At 75.2% G+C, this 26883-nt stretch carries 23 protein-coding genes; 14 read left to right on the top strand and 9 right to left on the bottom strand.

Annotated elements, in window-relative coordinates:
* Positions 1-120: 120 nt before the first annotated feature.
* Positions 121-1119 (bottom strand): MBL fold metallo-hydrolase, encoded by a 999-nt coding sequence (locus Q5530_RS08265; RefSeq protein ID WP_415361642.1) that lies wholly within the window; start codon positions 1117-1119, stop codon positions 121-123.
* Between the two features lie 81 nt (positions 1120-1200).
* On the opposite strand from Q5530_RS08265, the gene Q5530_RS08270 reads away from it, so the two are divergent.
* The 3 genes from Q5530_RS08270 to Q5530_RS08280 all read left to right on the top strand — a co-directional run bounded on the left by Q5530_RS08270 (position 1201) and on the right by Q5530_RS08280 (position 4214).
* Positions 1201-2187, top strand: coding sequence for an LLM class flavin-dependent oxidoreductase (locus tag Q5530_RS08270; protein WP_415361643.1), 987 nt, complete (start codon positions 1201-1203; stop codon positions 2185-2187).
* 72 nt (positions 2188-2259) lie between these two features.
* Positions 2260-3345: a VanZ family protein gene (locus Q5530_RS08275; protein ID WP_415361644.1), complete on the top strand. Its 1086-nt coding sequence runs from the start codon at positions 2260-2262 to the stop codon at positions 3343-3345.
* A 68-nt stretch (positions 3346-3413) separates the two neighbouring features.
* The gene (locus Q5530_RS08280) at positions 3414-4214 is read left to right on the top strand and encodes a GNAT family N-acetyltransferase (RefSeq protein WP_415361645.1); all 801 of its coding nucleotides are present in this window, start codon (positions 3414-3416) and stop codon (positions 4212-4214) included.
* Here Q5530_RS08280 and Q5530_RS08285 read toward each other — a convergent pair.
* A complete protein-coding gene (locus Q5530_RS08285; protein ID WP_415361646.1) occupies positions 4171-5544 on the bottom strand; it encodes a lipase family protein in 1374 nt (457 codons plus the stop codon). The genes Q5530_RS08280 and Q5530_RS08285 overlap by 44 nt on opposite strands.
* 373 nt (positions 5545-5917) lie before the next feature.
* On the opposite strand from Q5530_RS08285, the gene Q5530_RS08290 reads away from it, so the two are divergent.
* From Q5530_RS08290 to Q5530_RS08300, 3 genes are all read left to right on the top strand, one after another.
* Positions 5918-6853 (top strand): alpha/beta fold hydrolase, encoded by a 936-nt coding sequence (locus tag Q5530_RS08290; protein WP_415361647.1) that lies wholly within the window; start codon positions 5918-5920, stop codon positions 6851-6853.
* Between the two features lie 73 nt (positions 6854-6926).
* The gene (locus Q5530_RS08295; protein WP_415361648.1) at positions 6927-7574 is read left to right on the top strand and encodes a GntR family transcriptional regulator; all 648 of its coding nucleotides are present in this window, start codon (positions 6927-6929) and stop codon (positions 7572-7574) included.
* Positions 7571-8731 (top strand): MFS transporter, encoded by a 1161-nt coding sequence (locus tag Q5530_RS08300; protein ID WP_415361649.1) that lies wholly within the window; start codon positions 7571-7573, stop codon positions 8729-8731. The genes Q5530_RS08295 and Q5530_RS08300 overlap by 4 nt, the downstream gene beginning before the upstream one ends.
* A gap of 27 nt (positions 8732-8758) precedes the next feature.
* Here Q5530_RS08300 and crtI read toward each other — a convergent pair whose 3' ends face one another.
* Together crtI and Q5530_RS08310 are read right to left on the bottom strand one after the other, a co-directional pair.
* Positions 8759-10222, bottom strand: a complete 1464-nt coding sequence (crtI, locus tag Q5530_RS08305) for a phytoene desaturase family protein (protein ID WP_415361650.1) — start codon at positions 10220-10222, stop codon at positions 8759-8761.
* Between the two features lie 2 nt (positions 10223-10224).
* Positions 10225-11322 (bottom strand): polyprenyl synthetase family protein, encoded by a 1098-nt coding sequence (locus Q5530_RS08310; protein WP_415361651.1) that lies wholly within the window; start codon positions 11320-11322, stop codon positions 10225-10227.
* Between the two features lie 139 nt (positions 11323-11461).
* Here Q5530_RS08310 and Q5530_RS08315 point away from each other — a divergent pair, with 139 nt between their 5' ends.
* Complete coding sequence (locus tag Q5530_RS08315; protein WP_415361652.1) at positions 11462-12385, top strand: phytoene/squalene synthase family protein; 924 nt, start codon at positions 11462-11464, stop codon at positions 12383-12385.
* A gap of 11 nt (positions 12386-12396) precedes the next feature.
* Positions 12397-13365, top strand: a complete 969-nt coding sequence (locus Q5530_RS08320) for a DUF5914 domain-containing protein (RefSeq protein WP_415361653.1) — start codon at positions 12397-12399, stop codon at positions 13363-13365.
* Between the two features lie 37 nt (positions 13366-13402).
* On the opposite strand, the gene Q5530_RS08325 is transcribed toward Q5530_RS08320, so the two are convergent.
* A complete protein-coding gene (locus tag Q5530_RS08325) occupies positions 13403-14101 on the bottom strand; it encodes a class I SAM-dependent methyltransferase (protein WP_415361654.1) in 699 nt (232 codons plus the stop codon).
* A gap of 120 nt (positions 14102-14221) precedes the next feature.
* On the opposite strand from Q5530_RS08325, the gene Q5530_RS08330 reads away from it, so the two are divergent.
* On the top strand, positions 14222-14614 hold the full coding sequence (locus Q5530_RS08330) for an OsmC family protein (RefSeq protein ID WP_380640124.1): 393 nt from the start codon (positions 14222-14224) through the stop codon (positions 14612-14614).
* Positions 14615-14635: 21 nt separating this feature from the next.
* On the opposite strand, the gene Q5530_RS08335 is transcribed toward Q5530_RS08330, so the two are convergent.
* Positions 14636-18439 carry a glycoside hydrolase family 2 TIM barrel-domain containing protein gene (locus Q5530_RS08335; RefSeq protein ID WP_415361655.1) on the bottom strand — a complete coding sequence of 1268 codons (3804 nt, stop codon included), beginning with the start codon at positions 18437-18439 and terminating at the stop codon, positions 14636-14638.
* A gap of 151 nt (positions 18440-18590) precedes the next feature.
* On the opposite strand from Q5530_RS08335, the gene Q5530_RS08340 reads away from it, so the two are divergent.
* From Q5530_RS08340 to Q5530_RS08350, 3 genes are read left to right on the top strand one after another with little or no spacing between them, the layout of a single operon-like run.
* On the top strand, positions 18591-19211 hold the full coding sequence (locus Q5530_RS08340; protein WP_415361656.1) for a dihydrofolate reductase family protein: 621 nt from the start codon (positions 18591-18593) through the stop codon (positions 19209-19211).
* A gap of 20 nt (positions 19212-19231) precedes the next feature.
* On the top strand, positions 19232-19567 hold the full coding sequence (locus Q5530_RS08345) for a YciI family protein (RefSeq protein WP_415361657.1): 336 nt from the start codon (positions 19232-19234) through the stop codon (positions 19565-19567).
* A complete protein-coding gene (locus Q5530_RS08350; protein WP_415361658.1) occupies positions 19564-20835 on the top strand; it encodes an RNA polymerase sigma factor in 1272 nt (423 codons plus the stop codon). The genes Q5530_RS08345 and Q5530_RS08350 overlap by 4 nt, the downstream gene beginning before the upstream one ends.
* On the opposite strand, the gene Q5530_RS08355 is transcribed toward Q5530_RS08350, so the two are convergent.
* On the bottom strand, positions 20820-22166 hold the full coding sequence (locus Q5530_RS08355; RefSeq protein ID WP_415361659.1) for a hypothetical protein: 1347 nt from the start codon (positions 22164-22166) through the stop codon (positions 20820-20822). The genes Q5530_RS08350 and Q5530_RS08355 overlap by 16 nt on opposite strands.
* Positions 22167-22392: 226 nt before the next feature.
* Positions 22393-24393, bottom strand: a complete 2001-nt coding sequence (locus Q5530_RS08360) for a UvrD-helicase domain-containing protein (RefSeq protein ID WP_415361660.1) — start codon at positions 24391-24393, stop codon at positions 22393-22395.
* A 429-nt stretch (positions 24394-24822) separates the two neighbouring features.
* Here Q5530_RS08360 and Q5530_RS08365 point away from each other — a divergent pair, with 429 nt between their 5' ends.
* Positions 24823-25725 carry an NADP-dependent oxidoreductase gene (locus tag Q5530_RS08365; protein ID WP_415361661.1) on the top strand — a complete coding sequence of 301 codons (903 nt, stop codon included), beginning with the start codon at positions 24823-24825 and terminating at the stop codon, positions 25723-25725.
* A gap of 10 nt (positions 25726-25735) precedes the next feature.
* On the opposite strand, the gene Q5530_RS08370 is transcribed toward Q5530_RS08365, so the two are convergent.
* On the bottom strand, positions 25736-26116 hold the full coding sequence (locus Q5530_RS08370) for an SPW repeat domain-containing protein (protein WP_380640136.1): 381 nt from the start codon (positions 26114-26116) through the stop codon (positions 25736-25738).
* 332 nt (positions 26117-26448) lie between these two features.
* On the opposite strand from Q5530_RS08370, the gene Q5530_RS08375 reads away from it, so the two are divergent.
* A complete protein-coding gene (locus Q5530_RS08375) occupies positions 26449-26820 on the top strand; it encodes an STAS domain-containing protein (protein WP_380640138.1) in 372 nt (123 codons plus the stop codon).
* Positions 26821-26883: the final 63 nt, after the last annotated feature.

Below are 26883 nucleotides of genomic sequence, written 5' to 3' on the forward strand. Positions count from 1 at the left end.
GCGCCCGAGGGGGGTCATCGGGTTCGGTGGTCTCGGCGGGCGGCACGCGGATCGGGTTCACCCGGGTGGGCCCGGGTCCGGCGGAGGTGCTCGCCCCGTGCTCGCCGAGCACTTCGCGCGTCAGCCGGCCTCGTAGCCGACCACGCCGTCCCGCTCGGTCGCGCGCACCAGGCCGCGCCTGACCAGCAGGTCCAGGTGGGCGGAGGTCTCCCCGACCGCCAGCACCTGGTTGAACGGGTCCAGCTCGGCGAACGACCGGCCGCGGCGGGTCCAGCCGAGCCGGCCCGCGGTCGCGAAGGCCGTGCCGGTGCCCGCGCGGACGGCCTCCAGGGTGGCCGCCAGCCGGTCCTCGTGGTGGGCCAGCAGCTCGTCGACCCTGGCGTGGCTGGACCCGGTGACGGGGCCGTGGGCGGGCAGCAGCCGCAGGTCGGGGCAGGACCGGACCAGGCGCAGCGAGTCCAGGTAGTCGCCGAGGGGCAGCGCGGGCCGGGCCGCTTCGAAGCCGATGGACGGCGTGATGTGCGGCAGCACGTGGTCGCCCGCGAACAGCAGCTGGGCCTCGGCGTCGACGAACACCACGTGCCCGCGGGTGTGGCCGGGGGTGGGCAGGACGCGCAGCACGCGCTCGTCCAGCTCCAGGTCGCCCTCCTCCAGCCACTCGTCGGGGTCCTCGTAGTCGCGCGCCGCGTCGTCCCCGAGGGCGGACAGCACGGTCCGCCAGTGCTCGGCCAGGTGCGGCGCGCCCCACTCGCGCAGGCTGCGCACCTGGCTGGTCGAGCGGGCGGTGATCCGGGCCAGCGACGGCTGCTCCCCGAGCCCGAGCGCGACCTTCGTGCCGAAGCGTCGGCGCAGGGCGACGGCCATCGTGTAGTGGTCGCGGTGGGCGTGGGTGACCAGGAACCGGCGGACGTCCTCGAAGCCGTGCCCGAGGGCGCCCAGCGCCCGTTCCAGGGCGGTGGAACCGGCGTCGAGCGACCAGCCGGGGTCGATCAGGACCACCCCGTCGCCGTCCCGGACCGCGTAGGCGTTGACGGTGTGCAGGCCGTCGCCGGGCAGCGGCAGCGGGATGCGGTGCACGCCGGGCGCGACCTCGAAGGCACCGGGTTGGGTCCAGTCCACCCCGTGATCCTACTTCCCGGTAACTTACTGCCGCCCAGGTGGTGCGGCCGACCCCCGCGCGTGCCGTGCAAGATTGTTCACATGGACGTCTACCTGCTGATCCTCGGCGACCACCTGCCCAACCCGGACTCCGGGCACGCGGTGACCGAGGCCGACCGGCTGCGCGCGATCGTGGAGCAGGCCGTGGTCGCCGAGGAGGCGGGCTTCACCGGGGTGGCGATCGGCGAGCACCACTTCACCCGCTACATCGTCTCGGCGCCGGAACTGCTGCTGGCCACGATCGCGGCGCGCACGTCCACGCTCCGGCTGTCCACCGGGGTGACCCTGCTGGCCCACCACGACCCGGTGCGGGTGGCCGAGGAGCTGGCCACGCTGGACGTGCTGTCGCGGGGCCGGGCGGAGCTGATCGTGGCGCGGGGCGTGTCGCAGCGCACCGACGCCGCGTTCGGCGTGCAGGACGACCTGCGGGAGCGGTTCGACGAGAACCTGCGGTTGCTGCTGCGGCTGCTGGAGGAGCCGCACGTGACCTGGGAGGGCAGGTACCGCAGCCCGCTGGTGGACGTGACCACGACCCCGCGGCCGGTGCAGCGGCCCCGACCGCCGGTGTGGATCGGCAGCGGCTCGGCGGTGTCCGCGGACCTCGCGGTCGAGCTGGACCTGCCGCTGATGCTGCCGAGCACCCTGCGCGACCCGAGCACGCACCGGTCGGTGGTCGAGCGCTACCGGGGTGCCATGTCCGGCGGCGGCCGGGTGGCGCTGCCCAGCCACGTGTTCGTGGCGCCCACCGCCGCCGGGGCGCGGGCGCGGTGGCGGCCGCACCTGACCGCCTACGCGCACTTCGCCGACCGGTGGCGGGGCGACGGCGGCGTGGACGTGGACGCGTTGATGGACGGCGCGGCGGTGTGCGGCGACCCGGCCGAGGTGACCGAGCGGCTCAACGCGCTGACCGGGCTGCTCGGGCTGGACGCCCAGCTGGTGATGATCGACATCGGCGGCCTGCCCCACGGGGCCGTGCTCGACGCGATCCGGCTGTTCGGCGCGGAGGTGCTGCCGAACCTGAAGCGTTGACGGGTTTGGTTCCCGCGCCCGCTGGATAAGGAGGGATCATCTCGTCGCGGATCCCTGGGTGGAGCGGTGGACATGCTGAGTTCGTACCTGGAGCCCGCGCGCACCGGGTTCCTCACCTTCGTCGGCGTCGGCGCGCTGCTGCTGCTGCCCCTGATCGCGCTGCACTACTGGCGGTTCGGGCGGGTGGAGCCGCGGCGGGCGCTGGTGCTCTACGGCCTGCTGGCCTACGGGCTCGTGGCGCTGGCGCTGATCTTCCTGCCGTTCCCGGACCGGGACTCGGTGTGCCGCGGCGAGACCATGCTGTCCACGACGCCGTTCCAGTGGGTCACCGACATGCGCCACAACATGGCGGCCACCGGCCGGTCGGGCATCCAGGCGATGGTGACCTCGCAGGCGTTCCTCCAGCAGGCGTTCAACGTCGCGCTGTTCGTGCCGCTGGGCGTGGTGCTGCGCAAGGCTTACCGGCGGGGGCCGCTCGCGGTGGTGTGCATCGGCCTGGGCGTCTCGCTGGCGGTGGAGGTCGTGCAGTACACCGGGAACCTCGGGTTGTACCCGTGCCCGTACCGGATCGCGGACCTGGACGACCTGATCTCCAACACCGGCGGCGCGCTGCTGGGGTGGATGGTCGCGCCCGCGGCGCTCGTGGTGCCGACCGTGCGGGCCCAGGAGGAGGTCACCGCCCCGCCCGGCACGGTGGGCGTGCCGCGCCGCCTGGGCGGGTTGGTGGCGGACCTGCTGGTGGTGGTGCTGGTGTCCCGGCTGCTGCTGCCCGAGCTGGAGTGGGCGCTGGCGCTGCTGGTGCTGCTGCGGGTGGTGGTGCCCGCGGTGAGCGGCGGCTGGACGTTCGGCGGGTGGCTGATGCGGTACCGCACGCGCCGGCCGGACGGCGAGCGGGCCGGGGCGTGGCGGATCGCGCTGCGCGAGCTGCTGGGCGTGACCGGGCTGTTCGCCTACGCGGTGGTGGTGTCGCCGCGGTCGGACCAGTGGTGGGAGTTCGGGCTCGACCTCGTGGTGCTCGCGGTGGTGCTGGTGGGGATCTTCGTGGTGCCGGTGTTCCGGCGCGACCAGCTGGGCTGGCACGAACGGGTGGCGGGGACCCGCACGGTGGTGGTGCGCCCGGAGCACGCGCCGGAGCGGGTCGAGGCCGGGCACCGGTGATCACCGGGCGCGGTCCCGCTCGCTAGGCTCTGCGCCTCGGTGATCGACCGGAGCGACGAGGAGCCTTGATGCCCGAGCGTGGGGACGCGGTGGAATCGGTGGAGCAGCTCACCGCGGCCTGGCGGGGCCTGGTCCTCGACCGGGACCCGGGCGCCGACGTGCGGGACCTCCCGGGGATCGCCGTGCGCTGGGCCGACTGCCGGTTCGCGTTCTGGAACTGCGTCACGCTGACCGAGGTCGGCGCGGGCGCGGAGCTCGTCGGCCGGCGCCTGGAGCAGGTGGCGGAGGTCATGCGCACCAAGCGGCACCCCGGTTTCCTGTGGCTGTTCGAGGACCTGCTGGACGACGGGGCGCGCGCCGCGCTGGACGAGGCGGCCGAGCGGGCGGGTCTCCGGCGCGCCTTCTCCGGCTCCGGGATGGCCGGGGACCTGCTGCCGGTGCCCGACCCGGAGCACCCCGACCTGACCTTCGTCCGCGTGACCACCGACGAGCAGCTGCTGGCCTACGCGGACCTCAACTCGCGCGCCTACGGGTTCGCGCCGGAGGACGGTCGCGACGGGATCGCCGGCTCCGCGCTGTGGAAGACCGGGGTGCACGCCTACCTGGGCCTGCGGGAGGGCGTTCCGGTGACGTGCGCGGCGAGCGTCGAGGTCGCGGGCCGCCTCTTCGTCGCGCTCGTCGCCACCGACCCGGACCACCGGCGCAAGGGCTACGGCGAGGCGGCGACGCGCAAGGCGCTGCACGAGGGCGGCCGGGCCACCGGGCTGACCCGCGCCACCCTGCACGCGACCGCCGCCGGGGCGCCCGTGTACCTGCGGATCGGCTTCACCCCGAACTCACCGGTGCACTTCTACGCGCTCGGGGACTGACCCCCGGGGACACCCCGCCGAGGTCGTGGAGGTCCGCGAGGGCGGCGGGGTCGTCCGCGAGCAGGCGCTGGAACTCCTCGCGGCTGACCCGGCCGTCCACGTCGGTGTCGGCCCGCTCGGCGAGCCGGTGCCACAGGGCGCGGTAGTCGTGGCGGATCGCCCTGGCCCGGGGTGAGCCCGGCGGTTCGCCCGCGCCCTGGGCCAGGCGCAGGGCGAAGACGTCGAAGTCGTCCCGGGTCAGGCAGCCGTCGCCGTCGACGTCGAGCGGGTCGAAGTCCGGCGGGGCGACCTCGCCCGCCACCAGCTCGTCGGCCCAGCCGATGAGCCGGTCGTGGCCCGCCGCCAGGACGTCCGCGTGGGTGGCGCCCTCGTGGCGGTCGAAGCGGACGGGCGTGCCGGTGCCCGCCAGGTCGGCCACGAACCGCTCCACCACGGCCAGGGGCACGATCTCGTCCGCGCCGCCGGCCGACACCAGGACCGGGCGGTCCATCCGCGTGACGGGCACGCGGCAGGCGCGCAGGACCGGGGCGACGCCGGGGCGGGTGGGCAGGTCGGTGACGCCGGTCTCGTCGTTGGTGAGGCGGCCGACGGCGCGGAACATGTCGACCAGGGTCGCGGTCTCGGCCACGTCGAGCAGCCTGCCGCCCGCGTCGGTGAGCAGGGCGCGGGCGTCGAAGCCGGGGTGGGAGGTGCGCAGGCCCGCGAGCAGGAAGGGCAGCAGCACGGACAGCCGCCCCGCGCCGTCGGCGGTGACCAGGTCGACCAGCAGCGGCAGGTGGACCGGCGGGGCGAGGGCGAGGGTGCCGCGGAAGTCGAGCTCCGGGGCGTGGGTCGCGGCGATCAGACCGGTGAACAGGGCCGCGTGGCCGCCCTGGGAGAAGCCGGTGACGAGCCAGGTGCGGCCGACGTCGGGGTGGAGCAGGCGGGCCGCGCGCACGATGTCCACCACGTCGTCGGCCACGGCCTCGCCGTTGAAGTACGGGTGCGGGCCCGGGGTGGCCAGGCCCTCGTAGTCGGTGGCGGCGACCGCGTAGCCGGCGGCGAGCCAGCGGGCCACGTGCTCCCGTTCGAGCCGGGTCAGGCCGGTGGTGGAGGGTGCGCAGTGGTCCGCGAGCCCGGTGGTGCCGTGGGCGTAGCTGACGACCGGCAGGCCGCCGGGCGGTGCGGGTCGGTCCGGCAGGAAGAGCGAGCCGCTGACCGCGCGCCCGGAGCCGTCGTAGCCCAGGCCCTGGTAGACGAGGTGGAACGCCTCGGCGGCGGAGTCGGGCCACAGGGACCGGGGCAGGGGGCGGTGGTCGAGGACCGTGCCCGGTTCCGCGCTGCTCCGCATGTCCCCTCCCCCGACGACGGTAGTGGGCCGTTCCCGTCCGGGGGACGGGGGTCACCCGTCGGTGGCGGGTTCTTCACCCCGATGCCGCGTCCCGGTGGACGTCTGGGTGGTCGTCCGGGTGGGTAGTCCCGCGACGAAGGAGGTTGTCATGGTCCATCCGGAACCACCCGGGCCGCCGCCGATGCCGGTGCCCGAGCCGATCCCCGACCACCCCCGACCGGAGCCCGGTCCGGGCACCGAACCGCCGTTGCCGCCCACGCCCGAACCGCCGACGCCCCGGTGAGCGGGGTTCGGTGGGCCGGCCCGGGTCCGGCCCACCGAACCCCTCCCGGCGATAGGCTGCCGGTGCCGCGCCAGGACGAAGGGGGACCACGTGCCGCAGCACCGCGAACTGCCCGTCAACGGCATCACGATGCACGTCGCCGAGGAGGGCGAGGGACCGCTGGTCCTGCTGCTGCACGGGTTCCCGGAGAGCTGGTACTCCTGGCGCCACCAGTTCGGGCCGCTGGCCGCGGCCGGGTACCGGGTGGTCGCGCCGGACCAGCGCGGCTACGGCGGCACCGACCGGCCCGACGACGTGGACGCCTACACGATCCTGCACCTCGTCGGCGACGTGGTGGGGCTCATCGCGGCGCTGGGCGAGCGCGAAGCCGTGGTCGTCGGGCACGACTGGGGCGCGCCGGTCGCCTGGCACACCGCGCAGGTGCGGCCCGACCTGGTGCGCGGCGTGGCCGGCCTGAGCGTCCCGCCGATGCCGCGCGGGTCCGTGCCGCCCCTGGTGGCGGCCCGGCAGCGCTTCGGCGACGACTTCTACCAGCTGTACTTCCAGCAGCCGGGCGTGGCGGACGCCGAGCTGGGCCGCGACCCGCGCGCGGCGTTCCGCCGGACGCTGGTCGGCCTGTCCGGCGACGCCGTGCCGCCGTCCTCGCGCGGCGAGGGCTTCCTCGGCGCCTTCCCCGACCCGGAGGAGCTGCCCGCCTGGCTCACCGAGGCCGACGTCGACGCGTTCGTGGAGCAGTTCGACCGCACCGGCTTCACCGGCGGCCTGAACTGGTACCGCAACATCGACCGCAACTGGGAGCTCACCGCACCCTGGCAGGACGCCGTGATCACCCCGCCCGCGCTGTTCGTGACCGGTGACCGGGACCTGGTGCGCGGCTTCTCCCCGCCGAACCTCTTCGAGCTGCTGCCGGGGACGCTGCCGAACCTGCGCGGCGTCCACGACCTGGCCGGGTGCGGGCACTGGACGCAGCAGGAGCGCGCCGACGACGTGAACCGGGCGCTGCTGGAGTTCCTCGACGGTCTGTGAGCGCGACCTCAGGCCCTTTCTCCCGTTGGCTACGGCCCAGTAGGTTATAGGCTATAGCCTGAAAGGGGTCGGCGTGTTCCAGACCAAGGCCGAGTTCGCCTACCACGAGGTGCGGCGCCGGGTGCTGACCGGTGTGCTGGCGCCGGGGGCGGTGATCAACCAGGGGGCGCTGGCCGAGGAGATGGGCCTGAGCACCACCCCGCTGCGCGAGGCGCTCAAGCGGCTCGGCGCGGAGGGGCTGGTCGAGCTGGGGGCGCACCGGGACGCCCGGGTCACCGAGCTGCGCGCCGAGGAGGCGCGGGACCTGCTGGAGGTGCGGCGCGCGCTCGACCCGCTGGCGGTGGGGCTGGCGGCGCGGCGGCGCACCGACGAGGACGTGCGGGCGATGCGGGAGGCGGCCGTCGGCCTGCACGCGCTGCCGTCGAACCCCGCGTACGACGAGCTGCTGGCGCACCGGCGGTTCCACGCCGCGCTGTACCGGGCCTCGCACAACACCCCGCTGGTCGAGGCGCTGGACGGGCTGTGGGACAAGACCGACCGCTACCGCCGCCTGGCGCTGGAGACCGGTCGGGACGACGCCGAGCGCGCGCGGAAGGACCACGAGCACGCGACGCTGCTCGACCTCGTCGTCACCGGAGACGGGGACGCGGCGGCGGCGCTGATGCTCGCGCACGTGGAGACGAGCCTCGGCGCGCTGGCCGCGCGGCGGCTGTCGCGGTGAGGTGCCCGGCGCTGGTCGCGCTGTTCGCGCACTCGGTGCTCACCCAGGTGGTGACGTTCGTGCTGCGGCCGGCGGCGTCCTACCGGGCGCTGGAGCTGGAGGTGCCCGCCTCGTGGCTGGGCGCGCTGTCGGCGTCCTTCGCGCTGGTGCCGCTGGTGCTGGCGCTGCCCGCCGGGCACGTGGTCGACCGGGTCGGGGAACGCCGGGTGCTGCTGGTCGGCAGCGTGCTGATGACCGGCGCGGGCGCGGTGTTCGTGCTGCTCGGCGACTCGCCGGCCGGGCTGCTGGCGGGCAGCGTGCTGCTGGGCACCGCCCACCTGTGCGCCGTGGTCGGTCAGCAGGCGCTGGTGGCGAACGCGGCCGCGCCCGGCGGGCGGCTGGACTCCGCGTTCGGCTACTACACGTTCGCGGCCTCGCTCGGGCAGCTGCTGGGGCCGCTGCTGATCCCGCTGCTGGGCGGCGGCGGGTCGATCCCCGACACCGGGCCGGTCTTCCTCGGCGCGTGCGCGGTGAGCGTGCTGCTGGTCGGCTGCGTGCTGCCGCTGCCCGGCCGGGGCGCGGGGCACGGGCGGGCCGCCGCGGAGGCGGGCGGGCTGGGGGCGCTGCTGCGCCTGCCCGGCCTGGTGCGGGCGCTGACGACGAGCTGCGTGGTGATCGCCGGGGTGGACATCACCCTGGTCTACCTGCCGGCGCTGGGCGCGGACCGGGACCTGTCCGCCGGGTTGGTGAGCGCGCTGCTGGCGTTGCGCGCGGCGGCGTCGATGGTGTCGCGGCTGCTGCTGGGGCGGTTGAGCGCGGCCCTGGGGCGCAGGCGGTTGCTGGTGGGCAGCATCGCGCTCGCGGCCCTGGGGCTGGCCGCGTGCGCCGCGCCCGTGCCGCCGTGGGCGCTGGTGGTCGCGGTCGTGGTCGCCGGGCTCGGGCTGGGGGTGGGCCAGCCGCTGACCATGTCGTGGCTGGCCGAGTCCGCCCCGCCCGGCGCACGGGGCCGCGCGATGTCGCTGCGGCTCACCGGGAACCGCGCGGGCCAGGTGGTCATCCCGGCGGCGGTCGGCGCGGTCGCGGCCGGGCTCGGCGCGGCGGGCGTGCTGGGTGTGACCGCGGCGGCCCTGGCGTGGACCGGGTTCCTGGCGCGCAAGCTGGCCGTGGACGGGCCCTGAGCAGGGCGAACCCTGACGAGCCGGCCGTCACCGGAGGCGTTCGGCGGCCAGCCGGCCCGAGATCAGCACCGGCGGGATCCCGACACCCGGCGTGGTGCCGCTGCCCGCCAGCACCACGTTGCCGTCGCGGGAGGGCAGGTTCCGGGGCCGGAACGGGCCGGTCTGGGCGAAGGTGTGCGCGGCCGAGAACGGGGTCCCCGCCGCCTGCCCCGCGCGGGCCCAGTCGTCCGGCGTGCTCAGCGACAGCCGCGTCACCTCGTCCGGCGAGGAGATCAGCTTGCGGTGCGCCAGCTCGTCCACGAGCCGGTCGGCGTAGTCCCCGCCCAGGTCCGCCCAGTCCAGCGGCCCCGCGTCCAGGTTCGGGCACGGCGCCAGCAGGTAGTGCAGGTGCCGGTCCGCCGGGGCCAGCCCCGGGTCGGTCACCGTGGGCGTGGTGAGCAGCAGGGACGGGTCGGTCATCAGCTCGCCCCGGTCCACGATCTCGTCGAACGTGCGGTCCCAGGCGTCGCCGAAGGAGATCGTGTGGTGCGCGTGCCCCTCGACGCGCGGCCCGCTCAGGTGCACCACCACGGCCGACGGCGACCAGCGCACCGGCACCGGGCGGCGCGGTACCCGGCGCAGCAGCCGGGTCGTCTGCGCGGGCCCGGCGGCCAGCACGACCGCGTCGCAGGGGAACCGCTCGCCGGAGGCGATCACCGCCCGCGCCCGGTCGCCGCGCAGCTCCAGCGACTCCACCTCGCACCCGTAGGCGAACCGGACCCCGGCGTCGGCGGCGGCGTCGGCCATCGCCTGCGGCACCGCCCGCATCCCGCCGCGCGGGAACCACACGCCGGCCACGGTGTCCATGTAGGCGATCACCGCGTACGCCGCCAGGGCGTGCTTCGGCGCGACGCCCGCGTAGAGGGCCTGGAAGGTGAACACCCGCCGCAGGCGCGGGTCGCGCAGGAACCGGCCCACCGCCCGGTCCAGCGACCCGAACCCGCCCAGGCGCGCCAGCGCCACCAGGTCGCGCCCCACCAGGTCCAGCGGGCTGTCGAAGTTCGCGCCGACGAACCGGTCCCGCTCCACCTCGTACAACCGGGTCAGCCACGCCCGCAGCTCCCGGTACCCGGCGGCCTCCCGCCCGCCCGCGAACTCCCGGACCGCCTGCTCCATCTCCTCGGCCGAGGTGTGCACGTCCAGCGCGCTGCCGTCGGCGAAGCACGCCCGGTAGGCCGGGTGCAGCGGGAGCAGCTCGACCCGGTCGGCCAGCCGCTCCCCCACCGCGCCCAGCGCCTCGTCCACCAGCTCGGGCATGGTCAGCACGGTCGGCCCGGTGTCGACCAGGTGCCCGCCCACGTCCAGCCGCCCCGCCAGCCCGCCGGGGTGCGGCAGCCGCTCCAGCACGGTCACCTCGTGCCCCGCGCCCCGCAGGTGCAGCGCGGCGGACAACCCCGCCAGCCCCGCGCCGACCACCACGACGGAGTCCGTCCTGCCCCGCACGACGCGCACCGTCACCACCGCCGCTCGGTCGCCTTGGCGGCCAGCGCGCCCAGCGCCAGGCGCACCGGCTCGGCCGGCTCCACCAGGTCGACGGTCCGCAGCGCCTGCTCCACCAGCGAGCCGATCCGCTCCTCCACCGCGTCGACGGCGCCCAGGTCGCGCAGCAGTTCACCCACCTCGGTCACGGTCCGGTCGCTGACGCCGTGGCCCTCCAGGCAGTCCCGCAGCAGCCGCGCCGCATGCGGGCGGTGGGCGGTGCGGGCCAGGCCGAGCGCGAGCGCCATCAGCGCCGTGCGCTTGCCCTCGCGCAGGTCGTCCCCGACGGGTTTGCCGGTGACCTCGGTGTCGCCGAACACACCCAGCAGGTCGTCGCGCAGCTGGAACGCCACCCCGACGTCGCGGCCGTAGGACCGCAGGGCGTCCACGAGCTCCGGCCGCGCGTCCGCCAGCGCCGCGCCGAGGTGGAGCGGCCGCTCCACGGTGTAGGCGGCGGTTTTGAGCCGGGCCACCCGCAGCGCCTTCTCCAGCGACTCCTCGCGGCGGGCGCCCGCCAGCAGGTCCAGGTGCTGCCCGGCGATCATCTCGGTGCGCATGGCCCGCCACGGCTCCCGGGCGCGGGCCAGCGCGGCGGGGTCGAGGCCGGCGCCGGCCAGCGCGTCGTCGGCCCAGGCCAGGGCCAGGTCGCCGACCAGGACGGCCACGCTGTCGCCGTAGTGGCGGGAGTCGCCCGCCCAGCGGCCCCGGTGGTGGCGGGCGGCGAACGCGGTGTGCACGGTCGGCCTGCCCCGCCGGGTGGCCGAGCGGTCCATCACGTCGTCGTGCACCAGCGCGCAACCCTGGAGCAGCTCCAGGGCGACCAGCGCCCGCACGGTGGCGTCGGCCGCCGGGCCCTCCACCGGGCCGCCCGCCGCGCGCCAGCCCCACCAGGCGAACGTCGGCCGCACCCGCTTGCCGCCGGCCAGCACCAGGTCGGCCAGCGCGCCGCCCACCTCGGGCGCGGTGTCGGGCGCGTGCGCGAGGAACTCCTCCAGCTCCTGGTGCAGCCGGGGCACGAGCCCGTCGTCGAGCACCGACGCCTCGACTCGGGGCGCCCTGGAAACCAGCGTCATCGTGCCTCCCGGCTGCTCGTGGTGGCACGAGCTAAACAGCGCCGGCCTGGGTCCGCACGACAGATCAACCCGTCGTGCGGAGCGACACGCAGGGTTCTAGCGTGGTGCAGCGAAACCTGCGGAAGGACTCCCTGCCCCCATGTCGGTCGACCGCGAACTCGACGCCGCCGCCATCACCGACCCGGTGCTGCGGTCGGCCTACCAGCGCTGCCGTGAGCTGAACGCCGAGCACGGCCGCACCTACTACCTGGCCACGCGCCTCCTGCCGCGCGCCCGGCGCCCCGCGATCCACGCCCTCTACGGGTTCGCCCGGTGGGCCGACGACGTGGTGGACGAGGTGCACGACGGCCGGACGCCCGCCGAGCGCGCCGCCCAGCTGTCTACTGTGGACGACAGGTTGGCCGAGGGGCTGGCCGCGGGCCGCAGCGACCACCCGGTGATCGCCGCCGTGGTGGACACCGCGCACCGCTACGGGATCGACCGGTCGCTGTTCGCGGACTTCATGGCGTCGATGCGGATGGACCTGACGGTCACCTCGTACCCGACCTACGCCGACCTCGCCCGCTACGTGCACGGGTCGGCGGCGGTGATCGGGCTCCAGGTGCTGCCGGTGCTGGGCACGTCCGTGCCCCGCGAGGAGGCCGAGCCCGCCGCGGCGGCCCTGGGCGTGGCGTTCCAGCTGACCAACTTCCTGCGCGACGTCGGCGAGGACCTGGACCGGGGCCGGGTGTACCTGCCGACCGAGGAGCTGGCCGCGTTCGACGTCGACCGGGAGCTGCTGCTGTGGGCCCGCCGCACCGGGCGCGCCGACGACCGCGTCAAGCGCGCCCTCGCGTTCCAGGTCGAGCGGGTCCGGTCGGTCTACCGCGAGGCCGCGCCGGGCATCCCGATGCTCGCGCCCGAGTCGCGCCCGTGCGTGGCCACCGCCTATCGCCTGTACGGGCGGATCCTCGACCTCGTCGAGCGCGCCGACTACGACGTGCTGTCCCGGCGGGTCACCGTGTCCAACGGGCGGCGGCTGGTGATCGCGCTGCCCGCCCTCGCCCGCGCCGCACTGCACTAGGAGTAGCGAAGATGCCCACCCCGTTGCGCCGGTTCACCGCCAAGCCGTGGCCCGAGCAGGAACCCACCTGGCGGGACGCCAAGCCCGCGCTGATCGGGGCCGCGCTGAAGCGCGCCTCGGCCCGGCCGTCGGGCAACTGGTTCGTGCTGGCCGCCAGCCGGGAGATCACCGGGGCCGCGCCGTTCGGCCGCACGATCGCCGGCGTCGAGGTGGTGGCGTGGCGCTCGGGGTCCACCGTGGTGGCCGGTCCGGGCTCGTGCCCGCACCTGGGCGCGCCGCTGTGCGACGGGGCGGTGCACCGGGGTGAGCTGGTCTGCCGGTGGCACGGCCTGGTGCTGGGCCCGCGGCGCCCCGGCGCGTGGAGCCCCTACCCCGCGCACGACGACGGCGTGCTGGTGTGGGTGCGGCTGGACGAGGTGGGCGGCGAGGAGCCGCTGGACGCGCCCGTGCTGCCGGAGCGCCCGCCGGTGGCGTCGCTGGACGCGGTGGCCACCGTGATCGGGCGGTGCGAGCCGGAGGACGTGGTGGCCAACCGCCTCGACCCGTGGCACGGGGCCTGGTTCCACCCCTACTCGTTCGCCAACCTGAAGGTGCTGGAGACCCCGACCGAGGAGCGGGACCGGTTCCTGGTCGAGGTGACGTTCAAGCTGGTCGGGCGGGTCGGCGTGCCGGTGGTCGCCGCCTTCACCTGCCCGGAGCCGCGCACGGTCGTGATGCACGTCGTGGAGGGCGAGGGCGTGGGCAGCGTGGTGGAGACCCACGCCACCCCGCTGGCCCCCGGGCCGGACGGGTCCGCCCGGACCGCCGTGGTCGAGGCGACCATCGCCTACTCGGACCGGCCGGGGTTCGCGAAGTCCCTGCCCGTCGCACCCGCCATCCGGCCGCTGATGAGGTGGGCGGCGGCCCGGTTGTGGAAGGACGACCTGGCCTACGCCGAGCGCCGCTACGCGCTGCGCACCACGGGCCGCTTCCCGGGCTGACCGGGTCGGGGCGCGCCCGCCGGACCGGCGGGCGCGCTCACGCCTCGCCCACGAACGTGTGCACGACGCCCCGCTGCCAGCCCGCCGCGGGCAGCGTCCGGACGAGCACGAAACCGTTGCGGCGCAACCGGTCCCGCAGCGCGCCCGCGCCGTCGAAGTCCAGCACGCTGCGCCACAGGTAGGTGTAGAGCTTCGCCGACCGGGTGACGGCGGCGCCGCTGGGGATGATCACCGACCAGCACACCGCCGTCCACAGCGCGGTGGCCGCCCACGAGTCGCGCACCGAGTACTCGTGCGCCACGAACCGCGCCCCCGGCTTGAGCAGCCCGCGCACGGCGGTCAGCACCGGGTCCGGGTCCGGCAGGTTGCGCACCAGGTAGGCGGCGAACACCCCGTCGAACGGGCCGTGCACGGCCAGGTCCTCGGCGCGGGCGTGCACGAACGACACGTTGGCCGGCCAGGACTTGCGCCGGGCCCGCTCCAGCATCCCGCGCGAGGCGTCGACCGCGACGATCTCCGCGCGCGGCGCGACCGCCAGCAGCGCCGCGGTCGAGGCGCCCGTGCCGCAGCCCAGGTCCAGCAGCCGCAGTCCCGCGCCGTCACCGGGGACGCGCAACGCGGTCGCCGAGCGGCGCAGCTCCCGGTGGTAGTCGGGGTTCGCGCCGACCAGCAGGTCGTAGCCCGCCGCCGCCTCGTCGAACGCGTCCGGCACCGCCGCGGCCGCCAACTTCGCCATCAGCCCGTCACCTTCCGTTCGCGGCCATCGCGGCCGCCGTCGTCACCGTAGGGCCGGCTTCAGCCGTTCGCATGACGGATCGGCCCGTGGTTTTCGGCCGGGACCGGGTACTCGGCGGCGGTGACGACTGCGACGAACCTCTACTCGACCACCGCCGTGTCCAACGCGGGCTCGGTCCGCGTGGACGACTCGGCCGACCTGCCCGTGGCCGCGCCGACCGAGCTGGGCGGCCCCGGCGGCGGCTGGAACTCCGAGCAGCTCTACGCGGCGGCGCTGGCCACCTGCCTGCACCAGAGCATCGTGCTCATGGCGTCCTCCGCCGGCGACGACACCTCCGGCTGCGTGGTCAGCGCCGGGGTGTCGCTCCGGCACGAGGGCGCGGAGAAGTACGACGTGGACGCGCGGCTGAAGGTGGAGCTGCCCAACGTGCCGGAGCAGCGGCGGCAGGAGCTGGTGGACCTGGCGATCTCGCACGCGCCGCTGATCGGCGGTTGGCCGGTCACCGTGGCGTGACCGGCCAACCGCACCTGCCGATCAGCCCCCCGCCGGCAGCCCGGCCCGCGCCTCGGCCGGGGTCAGCGGCCGCAGCGTGAGGGTGTGCTCGTAGGTCGTGTCGGGCCGCACCCGGCTGCGCTCCCGCACCGGGTTCGGGGTGTCACCCACCCCGGTGACGGCGTGGCTCGCGTGCAGCGTGTGCCACCCGTCGTTGGGGCGCAGCTGGAACGGGTAGGCCGCCCGGTCCAGGTCGTCGTACCGGGTGACGCCCACCTCCGGCGCGCCCGCGACCAGCAACCCGCCCGTGCGGCCGTCCGTGAGCAGGGCCCAGCGGGTGTCGGTGTGGTTGCCGTGGTCCTGCGGCCGGTGGTACTCCACGTACTGCCCGGCCACGGTGGAGCGGTGCACGCCGATGGGGGTGCCGTCCTCCCGGTCGACGTAGCTCTCGGCCTCCCGCCCGTACCAGGTGAACCGGTCGTAGCGCTCGGGCACGGCCAGTGACACCCCGATGCGCGGCAGGTACGGCAGGTCCCGGACCGCGCCCTGCGGCGTCACCCGGTGGCCCAGGCGCAGGGTCCCGGTCCGGTCGACCGAGTAGGTCATGACCTGGTCGAACCAGGCCCCGGTCACGTCCGGCGCGGCCACCCGGCTGTCCACCACGACCCGCACCCCGTCGCCGTCGGGCTCGACCCGGACGCCGGTGGTGGTCGTCTCCAGCCGGTCCAGGCCGACGCGCCGCCAGTCCTCACCCTCGGCCCGGCCCCAGGCGAACGTCTCGTTGCTGATCGGCGCCCGCCACGCGTCCAGCCGCGGCCCGCCGTGCAGCAGCTCGCGCCCGCGCACCCGGATCGACGACAGCGCGCCGGTCCCCTTGTCCACCTCGTAGGTGACGCCGCGGACCGAGGCGGTGACCGAGTCGGCCCCGTCGGAGACGTGCACCCGCCCCGACCCGGGCGCCCGGTCCAGGCCGGGGACCCGCGTGCCGCCGAGGGCGAACTGGTCGTGGGCGAGCACGTGCCCGGCGGGCAGCACCGGCTGCTCCGCCCCCACCACGGCCTCCACGGTCAGGAACCGCTCGCGGTCGCCCGGGTTGGCCGGGACGCGCGGCCGGACGGTCCCGGTCTCCCCCGCCGCCACGCGCAGCGGCTGCTCGCCGCGGGCCACCACGCGCGATCCCTCCTGGACCCGCCACCGCAGCGCCAGGTCGTCGGTGCCGGTGAACGCCCGCTCGTTGTGCACCGACAGCACGCCGTCGGCCCAGCCGAACCGCAGCGGCTGGTGCGCCCAGGCCATCTGGGTCGTCTCGGGCTGCGGGTCGCGGTCGGCGGACACCAGGCCGTCGACGCCGGACAGGCTGGAGCCGTAGGACAGGTGCGTGCCGCGCTCCTCGACGCGGTCGAAGTCCAGGGCCAGGACCGCGCCGCCGACCGGGATCGGCGCGGTGAGCTCCTCGGCGCTCAGCGCCCGGTCGTAGATCCGCGCGTCGTCGAACGCGCCCTGCGCCATGCGGCCGACGTTCGACGGGTCGTTCCACGAGGTCTCGAAGTCGCGCCCGATGTTGACCTCGGCCGACGAGGGGTCGATGGCGCCGGTGAACGGGGTCGAGGCGAGTTCGCGGCCGTCGAGGTACAGGCGCAGCGCGGTGCCGTCGTAGGTGCCGCTGACCCGGTGCCAGTTGCCGTAGAAGTCGGCGGGCACCGGGGCCTGAACCGCGCGCCAGGTGCCGCTGTGGATGAAGAACTCGAGGGTGTGCTCGGTCTTCATCTTGAGGGCGTATTGATGGTCGCCCTTGCCCAGGATGCGGAAGTCACCGGTCCACCGCTCCGGCTTGACCCACACGTCGAGGGTCAGCGCGGTGCCGGTGATGTCGAGCCGCCGGTCCCGGTAGACCTCCACGAAGTCGTCCAGGCCCGACAGGCGCAGCGCCTTGCCGCGCCGGCCGTCGACCAGCTCGGGCGCGCCGGACAGGTGGGCGGGGATGTCGTGGCCGGAGGCGTCGGGCACGACCCGGACCGGCTGCCGGATGTTCTGCTCGGCCCAGTCCCAGATGAAGCCGCCCTGGGCGGCGGGGTTGGCGCGGACGACGTCCCAGAACTCGCGGAAGTTGCCCAGGCTGTTGCCCATGGCGTGCGCGTACTCGCCGAGGATCAGCGGCTTGGTGGTGGTGCGGGCCTGCTCGGCGAACCTCTCCGGTGACGGGTAGCGCGGGCCCCGGACGTCGGCGAACGGCGCGTCGCCGTCCGGGTTGTTCGACTGGTGGTACTTCGGTCGGGTCGGCTCGTTGGCGTCCAGCCACTCGGCCATCGCGTGGTGGTGCGCGCCCAGGCCGGCCTCGTTGCCGGTGTCCCACAGGAACACGCTCGGGTGGTTCTTGTCCCGCTGCACCATGGCGGTGAAGCGGTCGAGGAACGCGTCGCGCCACTCCGGCTGGTCCGCCTGGCACCAGACCCGGCAGTTCTCGTGGTTGTGGGTCTCGATGTCGACCTCGTCGGCGATCCACAGGCCGTGCCGGTCGGCCAGCTCGTAGAAGTACGGGTCGGACGGGTAGTGCGAGGTGCGCACCGCGTTGACGTTGAGCTGCTTCATCAGCGCCACGTCGCGCTCCTGCGCGGGACGCGGCACGTGCCTGCCGTGGTCGGGGTCGGTCTCGGCCCGGTTGACGCCCTTGAACAGGGTGCGCCTGCCGTTGATCAGCAGCTGCTCGTCGCGGACCTCGATCTCGCGGAACCCGGTGGTCTCGCCGGTGATGTGGGTGGTGCGACCGTCCGGGCCGGTCAGCACGAGCACGACGGTGTGCAGGTTCGGCGTCTCGTCGGTCCACTTCGCCGGGTCGCGCACCGGCAGGGTGAGCCGGACCCGCGCGCCCGGCCCGGTCACGTCCACCGGCTGGGAGGTCCGGCCGACCTCCCGGCCGCGGGCGTCGCGCAGGCTCGCGGTGACGCGGTGCGCGCCGGTCGTGCCGCCCGGCCCGTGGGCGATCTCCACGTCGGCGGTCAGGGTGGCGTCGGTGTAGGTCTCGTCCAGGTCGGTCCGCAGGGTCACATCCCGCACGTGGGTGGCGGGCGTGGCGTAGAGGCCGACCGAGCGGAAGATGCCGGAGTACCGCCACTGGTCGACGTCCTCCAGGTAGGAGCCCGCGCTCCAGCGGTGCACCTGCACGGCGACCCGGTTGCGGCCCGGTCGCAGCGCGTCGGTCACGTCGAACTCGGCGGGCGTGTAGCCGCCCTGGTCGTAGCCGACGTACCGGCCGTTGACCCAGACGAAGTAGGCCGAGGTCACGCCCTCGAACCGGAGGAAGGCGCGGCGGTCGCGCCAGCCGGCGGGCACGTCGAAGTCGCGGGCGTAGGCGCCGGTGGGGTTGACGTCGCGCGGCACCCGCGGCGGGTCGTCCGGCTGCACCTCGGTGGCGATGTTGCGGAAGATCGGGTGGTCCAGGCCGTCGGTCTGCCAGGTGTGCGGCACGGTGACCCGCCGCCAGCCCGACGTGTCGTAGCCCTCGGCGTGGAAGCCCGCCGGCACCTCCTCCGGCCGGTCGGCCATGGCGATCCGCCACTCCCCGTCCAGGGCGAGGCTGTACGGGCCGCGCTCGTCGCCGCGGACCGCAGCGGCGGTGTCGGCCTGCGGGCGCAGGAACGCGTGCGGCGCTTCCTGGCCCTCGGCGACCTTGCGCGGGTCCTCCAGGTACGCGTAGAGGTCACCGCCCGGCGGCGAGGCGCTCGAGGGCGAGGTGCTCGTCGACGGGGTGTTGGGCGGTGCGCCACCCGCCGCGCTCGTCGGCGCCACCGTCCCGGCCGAACCCACCACGACCGCCACAACCGCCACGAGAACGCCCAGGCGAGGCATCCACGAACCTCCATGTTCGAACGGAATCCCACATGATTCAGCAGCAAAGCCCGTTTGCCGTCAATCCGGCAAGGAGGTGTCGATTTCGCCGCGACCCGTTCGCCGTAGTGGCGAGGGGGTGTCGACCGGACGCCCTCCCGGAGGAGGACAGATGCGAAAACTGCTGGTCATGGCGTTCATCTCGCTGGACGGGGTGGTGCAGGCGCCGGGCGGTCCGGACGAGGACCGCGACGGCGGGTTCGCCCACGGCGGCTGGGCCGTGCCGCACCTCGGCCCCGAGGTGGTCGCGGGGATCTCGGAGCTGACCCTCCGCGCGGACGCCCTGCTGCTCGGCCGCCGGACCTACGAGATCTTCGCCGCCTCGTGGCCGCTGGCCGAGGACGACCCGATCGGCGCGAAGCTCAACGCCGTGCCCAAGCACGTCGCCTCGCGCACGCTCACCGAGGTGTCGTGGCGCAACTCGTCGCTGCTCGCCGGCGACGTCGTCGAGGCGGTCGCCGCGCTCAAGCGCGACGGGGACGGTGAGGTCCAGGTGCACGGCAGCGGCGAGCTGGTCCAGTCGCTCCTGGCGCACGACCTGGTCGACGAGCTGCACCTGGTAGTGGTCCCGGTGCTGATCGGCGCAGGCAAGCGGCTGTTCGGGGCGGGGACCGGCCCGGCCACGTTCACCCTCGCGGGCACGACGACCGCGGGCGGGGTCCTGGTGAACCGGTACGAGCGCGCCGGCGGGCTCCACTACGGTGAGATGGGCCCGGAGACGGGGAACTGGTGACCCGGGACGGGGGACGCGCCTTGCCGCAGTACGCGATCCTGATCTACGAGCAGGAGACGCCCGGCGGGGTCGCCGACATCCCGCCGGAGGTGATGGAGGCCAACATCCGGGCCGGTGAGCTGATCGCCGCCATGGGCGTGCGGGTCGTCCACGAGCAGGCCCTGGAACCCAGCGCACGCACCCGCACGGTGCACCGGGGCGGTCTGGTGACCGACGGGCCGTTCCTGGAGAGCAAGGAGGTCATCGCCGGGTTCTTCGTGGTGGAGGCCGTCGACCTGGACCAGGCCGTCGAGGTGGCCCGGCTGCTGCCGATCGTGGCCGGGGCCGTGGAGGTCCGGCCGCTGCTGGACGTGTGAGCGGGGTCGAACGCGCGGTCGCCGACGCGCACCGCCGCGAGTGGGCCGCCGTGCTCGCCGCGACGGTGCGCGTCACCCGCGACCTCGACCTGGCCGAGGACTGCGTCCAGGACGCCTACGCCGCCGCGCTGCGCGACTGGGCGCGCGACGGCGTGCCGGTCAGGCCCGGCGCCTGGCTGACCACGGCGGCCCGGCACCGGGCGGTGGACGCGCTGCGCCGGGCGGGCACGCTGCGGTCGAAGCTGCACCTGCTGGTGGAGCCCGCCACCGCGCCGGAGGTCCTGACACCGCCCGACGACCCGTTGCGGCTGGTCTTCCTGTGCTGCCACCCGGAGCTGAGCCCGGAGGCGCGGGTGGCGTTGACGCTGCGGCTGGTGTGCGGCGTGGCGACCGCGGACGTCGCCCGCGCGCTCCTGGTCCCCGAGCCCACCGCGGCGGCCCGGATCACGCGCGCGAAGAAGAAGGTCGCCGCCGCGCGCGTGCCGTTCCGGCTGCCCACCGCCGCCGAGCTGCCCGACCGGCTCGACGCCGTGCTGACCACGATCCACCTGCTGTTCACCACCGGGCACACCGCGCCCTCCGGCGGCGCGCTGACCCGGGACGACCTCGCCGGGCACGCGCTCGACCTGGCCCGCCTGCTGCACCGGCTGATGCCCGACGAGCGCGAGGTGCGCGGCCTGCTGGCGCTGCTGCTGGCCAACTCCGCGCGCCGGGCCGGCCGCACGGCCACCGACGGCCGCCTGCTGACCCTGGCCGAGCAGGACCGGTCGACCTGGGACCGGGACGCCGTCGACGAGGCCCACCACCTGGTCGTGGCCGCGCTGCGCGGCGGTCGCCCGGGTCGCTTCGCCCTCCAGGCCGCGATCGCGGCGCTGCACGCCACCGCGCCGACGTACGCCGAGACGGACTGGCCGCAGGTCCTGGTGCTCTACGACGAGCTGGCCCGGGTGTGGCCGTCACCCGTGGTGGCGCTCAACCGGGCCGTGGCGGTGGCGGAGGTCCGCGGCCCGGCCGCCGCGCTGGCCGAGGTGGCGGAGCTGGAGCGGGACCGGCGGCTGGCCGGCTACCACTACCTGCCCGCGGTCAAGGCCGACCTGCTGCGCCGCCTCGGCCTCGACGCGACCGCCGAGTACGAGCGGGCCATCGCCCTGGCCGACAACGACGCCGAACGCGCGTTCCTGCGCGAACGCGCCCGGTCGTGCGGGGACGGGTCGTGCGGGGGTGGGGCCTGCGGGCACCGGTCGCGCGGGGATCAGCGGCCCAGGTAGGCGCAGGGCACGTGGAAGAACCACCCGTCCGGCTGGTGCTCGAACCGGCCGACCGGCCCGCCCGCGGCGCACTGCTCGCGGGCCCGCGCGACGCTGTCGCCCCACGGGAGGCCCTCCAGCACGCCGCCACGCGCGTGGACGTGCTGCACCACGCTCCAGAACACGACGAGCGCGAACACGACCTGCCCCGTCTTGACCGCCAGGCGTGCCCACGTCTCCCGGGGCACCGCGTCGAGGCCGACGGCCACCGCGGCGAACAGGAACAGGCACGGCGCGATGCTGTAGCGCTGCGCGGCGAGCACCACGCCTGGCTGCTGCACCTGGAGCTCCTGGCCCCAGTTGGTGGTCAGCGTCACCACGATCACCAGCACGCTGTAGCCGAGCCCGAGCGCCACCAGCAGCCGACCGGGCCGGCCGCCCCAGCGGAGCCCGGCGAGCACCGGCAGGCAGACCAGCACGAGGGTCACGAGCACCGGCGCGTTGCCCAGCGCCGGGTAGTACCGCTCGACCTGCTCGGAGCCGGTGAACGCGGCCACCGGCACCCGCAGCAGCGCGGCGAGCACCACCTGCACCGGGTCGACGGGGTCGCGGGAGTACGGGTTCCGCTCGGCGAAGACCATGACCACGGCCTGCACCGCCGCGGCTCCCAGGAAGGCGACGGGCAGGGCGAGGTCCCGGCGCAGCGCCAACCGCAGGAGCGCGACCGGGATGAGCAGGACCACCAGCGGGCTGGACAGGGTGGCCAGCACGACGAAGACGACCACGGCCACCGGCACGCGGGGCTCGCGCCGCCACAGCAGCGCCCAGAACACCCCGTAGAGCAGGAACCAGTGCAGGTTGGTGACGTTGTCCAGCGGCTCGGAGTTGCCCACGGGCAGCACCACGACGAGCGCGGCGTGCGCGAACCGGACCGGCAGCGAGCGCAGGTGGCCCGCCGAGGCGGCGAAGACGACCAGCGCGACCAGCGCCCGCGGCACCGCGGCCAGCACCGCGAACCCGGTGGCGGCCCACTCCAGCGGCAGCACCGACACCAGCTCGGCGGCCAGGCGCGGGATCGTGTGCAGGTAGCCGCCGTAGGGCGACACCAGGTTGGTGGCGAACGGCTGTGTGATGCCGTCGAGCAGGAAGCGCGCGCCATCCTCGGCCCAGACCCGCTGGAGCCGCGACCACCCGGCCGGCATGAGCAGCTGGAACCCCACCGCGCCCAGGAACGCCACGACGAACCCGAACGCGAGCCGCCCGCGCGGCAGGTCGCTGCGCGGCGCCTCCGGCAGCAACCGCTCGGCCGCCACCCGCCACCGGTCCCCGACCGCCGCGGAACCCTCCCCCACCGTTACCACTTGATTCCCCTGATTCCCCCCGACCGCCACCACGCAGCCGCGCACCCTACACGCCACCCCGCGCGAGTCGTACGTCCAGGACCACCGTGTCGTACGTTCGCGACCCCCGAGTTCTACGTTCGCGTACCCCCGATCGGGTCGGCCGGGAGTCCTGAACGTTGAACTCGGGGGTCCTGAACGTACGACACGGTGGGTTTGAACGTACGACTCGCGCGGATCAGGTGGGTTTGTGCAGGATCACCAGGCGTTGGGTGGCCCGGGTCAGGGCCACGTAGCGCTCGGGCGGGGTCATGCGGTCCGGGTCGACCACCACCGCCACGTCGAACTCCAGGCCCTTCGACGCGCGCGGGGTGAGCGGGCCGTCCACGCTGATCACGGCGAACGTGCCGGTTTCCGGGCGGAAGGACTCCGGGTCGCCGCCGGTGACCTCGGTGGGCGGCTCGCCGGTGCGGACCGAGGTGGGCGGGACCGCGTCGGGGTCGACCTCGGCCAGCGCCCGCGCCGCACAGGCCATGATCTCAGCGGGCGTCCGGTAGTTGACCGTCAGCCGGTGGTACCGCCACCGGTCCGGGACGTAGCGGTCGAAGACGTCGTGCCACGTGCGGACGCCGGCTTCCGCCTGCCGCTGCGCCAGGTCGCCGACGACGGTCATGGCGCGGTTGGGGCTCCGGCGCAGCAGCAGCCGCCAGTCCATCGCGGACAGCTCCTGCGCCTCGTCCACGACCACGTGCCCGTAGGTCCACTCGCGATCGGCGGCGGCGCGTTCGGCGAGCACGCGGTGGTCGGCCGGGGTGTGGCGGTCGGCCAGCCACTCGGCGTGCACCAGGTCCACGGCGCGCAGCTCCTCCTCGTGCATCTCGGCGTCGGTGTCGACGACGTGCAGGACGCCCCGCGCGTACTCGACGGCCTCGCGGCGCTCCCGGGCCGCCCGGCGCTCCTCCGCCCCGTCGGTGCCCAGCAGCTCGGCGGCCTCGTCCAGCAGCGGCACGTCGGAGACCGTCCACGCCCCGGGGTCGTCCCGGTGCAGCTCCGGGTAGCCCAGGGCGAAGCAGCGGCCCGCGTACAGGTCGGCCAGCAGGCCCTCCGGCGTCAGCACGGGCCACAGCTCGGCGGCCGCCCGCGCCAGGTCGGGGTGACGGGTCAGCTCCCGGCGCACGTCGTCGGCCAGCTCGGGCCAGTCCAGGCCGATGAGCTCCAGCGCGGGCGGCACGAGCACGTCGACCAGCGCGCGGCGGAACACCGGCCCGGCCTCGTTGTGCTTCAGGCCCGAGGCGCGCGCGATCTCGCGGGCCACCTCGACCAGCGGCGCGGTCAGCGGCACCGTGACGTCCTCCAGCTCGACCGGGATCGGCTCGTCCGGCAGCTCCTCGCGGTCCGCGATCGCCTCGCGCACCAGGTCCACGGCCGCCAGTCCGCCCTTCAGCGCCTGGAGCTCAGGGGTGTCCTCGCGGTCGGTGCGCACGCCCGGGAACAGCTCACCCGGCGTCGCGAACACCACGTCGGTCTCGCCCAGGGACGGCAGCACCTCGCCGATGTAGCGCAGGAACCCCGGGTTCGGGCCGATCACCAGGACGCCCTGCCGGGACAGCCGCTCGCGCTGCGCGTAGAGCAGGTAGGCGACGCGGTGCAGGGCCACCGCGGTCTTGCCGGTGCCCGGACCGCCCTCGATCACCAGGACGCCGCGGTGCGGCAGGCGGATCACCTCGTCCTGCTCGGCCTGGATGGTGGCCACGATGTCGCGCATGGTCCCCGCGCGGGGCGCGTTCAACGCAGCCAGCAGGGTCTCCGAGGTGACGTGCAGGTCGTCGTCGTGGAAGCTCTCCAGCACGCGCCCGCGGACGTGGAAGTGGCGCCGCCGCGTCACCCCCTCGGGATTCGCCGCGGTCGCCGTGTAGAACGGGCGGGAGACGGGTGCGCGCCAATCCAGGAGCAGCGGTTCGCAGTCGTCCCCGGGGTCGAACAAACCGATCCGCCCGATGTAGGAGCGCTCGCCGGTGGCGGTGTCGAGGCGACCGAAGCACAGGCCGTCCTCGGCCACCTTCAGGCGGCTGAGCTGGTCGGACCTGGTGCGCACGGTGACCTCGCGGTGCCAGCGCTGTTCGTCGGCGTCGCGCAGGGCGGCGTCCAGGGCGGCCTGCGCCTCGGCTCGCTCCTGGTCGAGCCTGGCGTGCATGGATGCGATCTTCTCTTGTTCCTCGGACAATTCCCCGGTGGTCATGCTTGCCCCTCGTGCTATACTGGTTGTATCTGCCCGGCAATTTCTCGGGTAATGCCAACCTTCATTTTTAGCACATTCGTTGTTTTTGCGCGCGGAAACAGCGGAGTGCTGGGTGGAGTGGGTGCGGCAGGTGGGCCGGACGGGATGTGGCGGACGCCCGGGTGGCGGGGACGGCGGCGGTGCCGGAGCCGAGGCCGCGGGGCACGTCGGAGCCGAGGTGGCGGGAACCGGCAGGCGGTGCCGGAGGCCCGGGGACCAGCGAGCCGTGCTGGAAGCCGCAGGCGCCGGGCACTCGGGCGTTGTCGAGAGCCGGGGTGGCCGGTCCTTCACCCGTCCCCCGACCGGGACACGCCCGGCACCGGCGATACCGTCGGCAGCCTCGCCGTCCCGGCCGCACCGGCGGCCGCGGCGCCACGGAGGGACGTCACGATGAAGGCGGTAGTGCTGGAGCGGTTCGGTGGGCCGGAGGAGCTGCGGCCGGCCGACGTGGGGGTTCCGGAGCCCGGGGCCGGTCAGGTGCGGGTGCGGGTGCGCGCGGTGGGGGTCAACCCGTTCGACGCCAAGGTGCGGTCCGGGGCCATGGAGTCCGCGTTCACCACGGTGCTGCCCACCGTGCTCGGCTCGGAGGTCGCGGGCGAGGTGGACGCGGTCGGTCCCGACGTCACCGGTGCGGCGGTGGGCGACGAGGTGTTCGGGTTCGCCGACACCGGCGCGTACGCCGAGCAGGCCCTGCTGACCACGTTCGCCCGCAAGCCGGCCGCGCTGGACTGGGAGCGGGCGGTCGCGCTGCCGGTCGCGGGTGAGACGGCCGACCGGGTGCTGCGCCTGCTGGGCGTCACCGCCGGGGAGACCCTGCTCGTCCACGGCGCGGCGGGCGCGGTGGGCACGATCGCCGTGCAGCTGGCCGTCGCGGCGGGCGCCCGGGTCATCGGCACCGCCGGGCCGGGCAACCAGGAGCACGTGGCCGCGCTCGGGGCCACGCCGACCACCTACGGTCCCGGCCTCGTCGACCGGGTGCGCGAGCTGGCGCCCTCGGGCGTGGACGCGGTGTTCGACGTCGCGGGCCGGGGCGCGCTGCCGGACTCGATCGAGCTGCGCGGCGGCACGGACCGGATCGTCACCATCGCCGACCCGGCGGCGGGGGACCTCGGCATCACGTTCAGCGCGAACTCCCGGCGCGACGCGGGGCGGCTGGCCGAGCTGGCGGACCTCGCCGCGCGGGGCGAGCTGGTCACCGCGGTGGCCGCCACCCTCCCGCTGGCCGAGGCCGCCGAAGCGCACCGGGTGATCGACGCCGGCCACGCGCGCGGGAAGCTCGTGCTGGTCGTGTGAAGCGCCGCCGTCAGCGGCGGACCCGGGCGACCTGCGCCAGGGCGATCCCGAGCAACGCCACCGCGCACCCGGTGACCAGGGCGTTGCCCAGGGCGGCGGTGTCGGTCGGGCGGACGCCGGTCAGCCACGGCACGGCGGCGATCCACCAGCCCGCCAGGACCAGCACGGGTCCCGGCCACCGGCCGTCGAGGGGCGCCATCATGCCGACCAGGGCGACGACCACGACCACCGCGCCCGCCACCACGGCGTCGCGGACCGCGGCGGACGGCTCGGTGAAGCCGTAGCCGAGGGCGACCGGCGACATCAGCTGCCAGAGGCCGAGCAGGAACGCGGCGACGCTCAAGCCCGCGCAGAGGCGCCGGGCGCTGCCGGGTGGCTGGTCGACGCGCACAACCGCGGATACGGCCGGCGGCGGGGCGCGGTTCACCCCCGGTCGCCGGCGCCGGGCAGATCCGCCTGCCCGGCGCCGGCGCCGCGGCCCGCGTGCGGCCGCGAAGGGGAACAACCGGGCCTCACACGTTCCCCTCCCCCGTATTCGCACCACCCACTGCCGGCGGTTCGCCCCGGACGGAATTCTTTCTTCGAACGCAGGTCATACCCGGTGAGGTGCTGTCAAACGTGCGTTTCGGAGCAATGTGGCGCGGCAATGGCCGAGTTCGTTCACACGAAGAGTCACGTTCGGCTCATCGAGTGCCACCTTGGGTGAACAGGCATCATGTGCACGTGAACGAATCCAACTCCTCTTCGGCGGCGATCAGCACCGACGTCCGCGGCACCGTCACCGTGCTGCGACAGGTCGGTGACATCGATCTCGCGAACAGCGACGCCCTGCGGGTGCGTTGCGTCGAACTGCTCGACAGCGGTGCGGACGCGCTCGTGCTCGACTTCTCCGAGGTGACCTTCTTCGCCTCGTCGGGGATCGCGGCGCTCGCGCACGTCCGCGAGTACAGCGCCGGCCGCGGTGGACTGCCGGTGCACGTGGTGGCCGGCCGCAGCGTCCGCCGGTCGCTGGAGCTGACCGCCATGGACCGGCTGCTGCCGCTGCACGACACCGTGGAGGACGCGGTCCGCGCGGCCGAGGCCGCCACGCGCTGACCGGGCACGTCCCGGGCGGGGCGGCGACGGTGCGGTGCCGGACCGGCCGCGCCCCGCCCGGCG

Source organism: Saccharothrix sp. BKS2 (genome assembly GCF_047689505.1).
Classification (GTDB): domain Bacteria; phylum Actinomycetota; class Actinomycetes; order Mycobacteriales; family Pseudonocardiaceae; genus Actinosynnema; species Actinosynnema lopnurensis.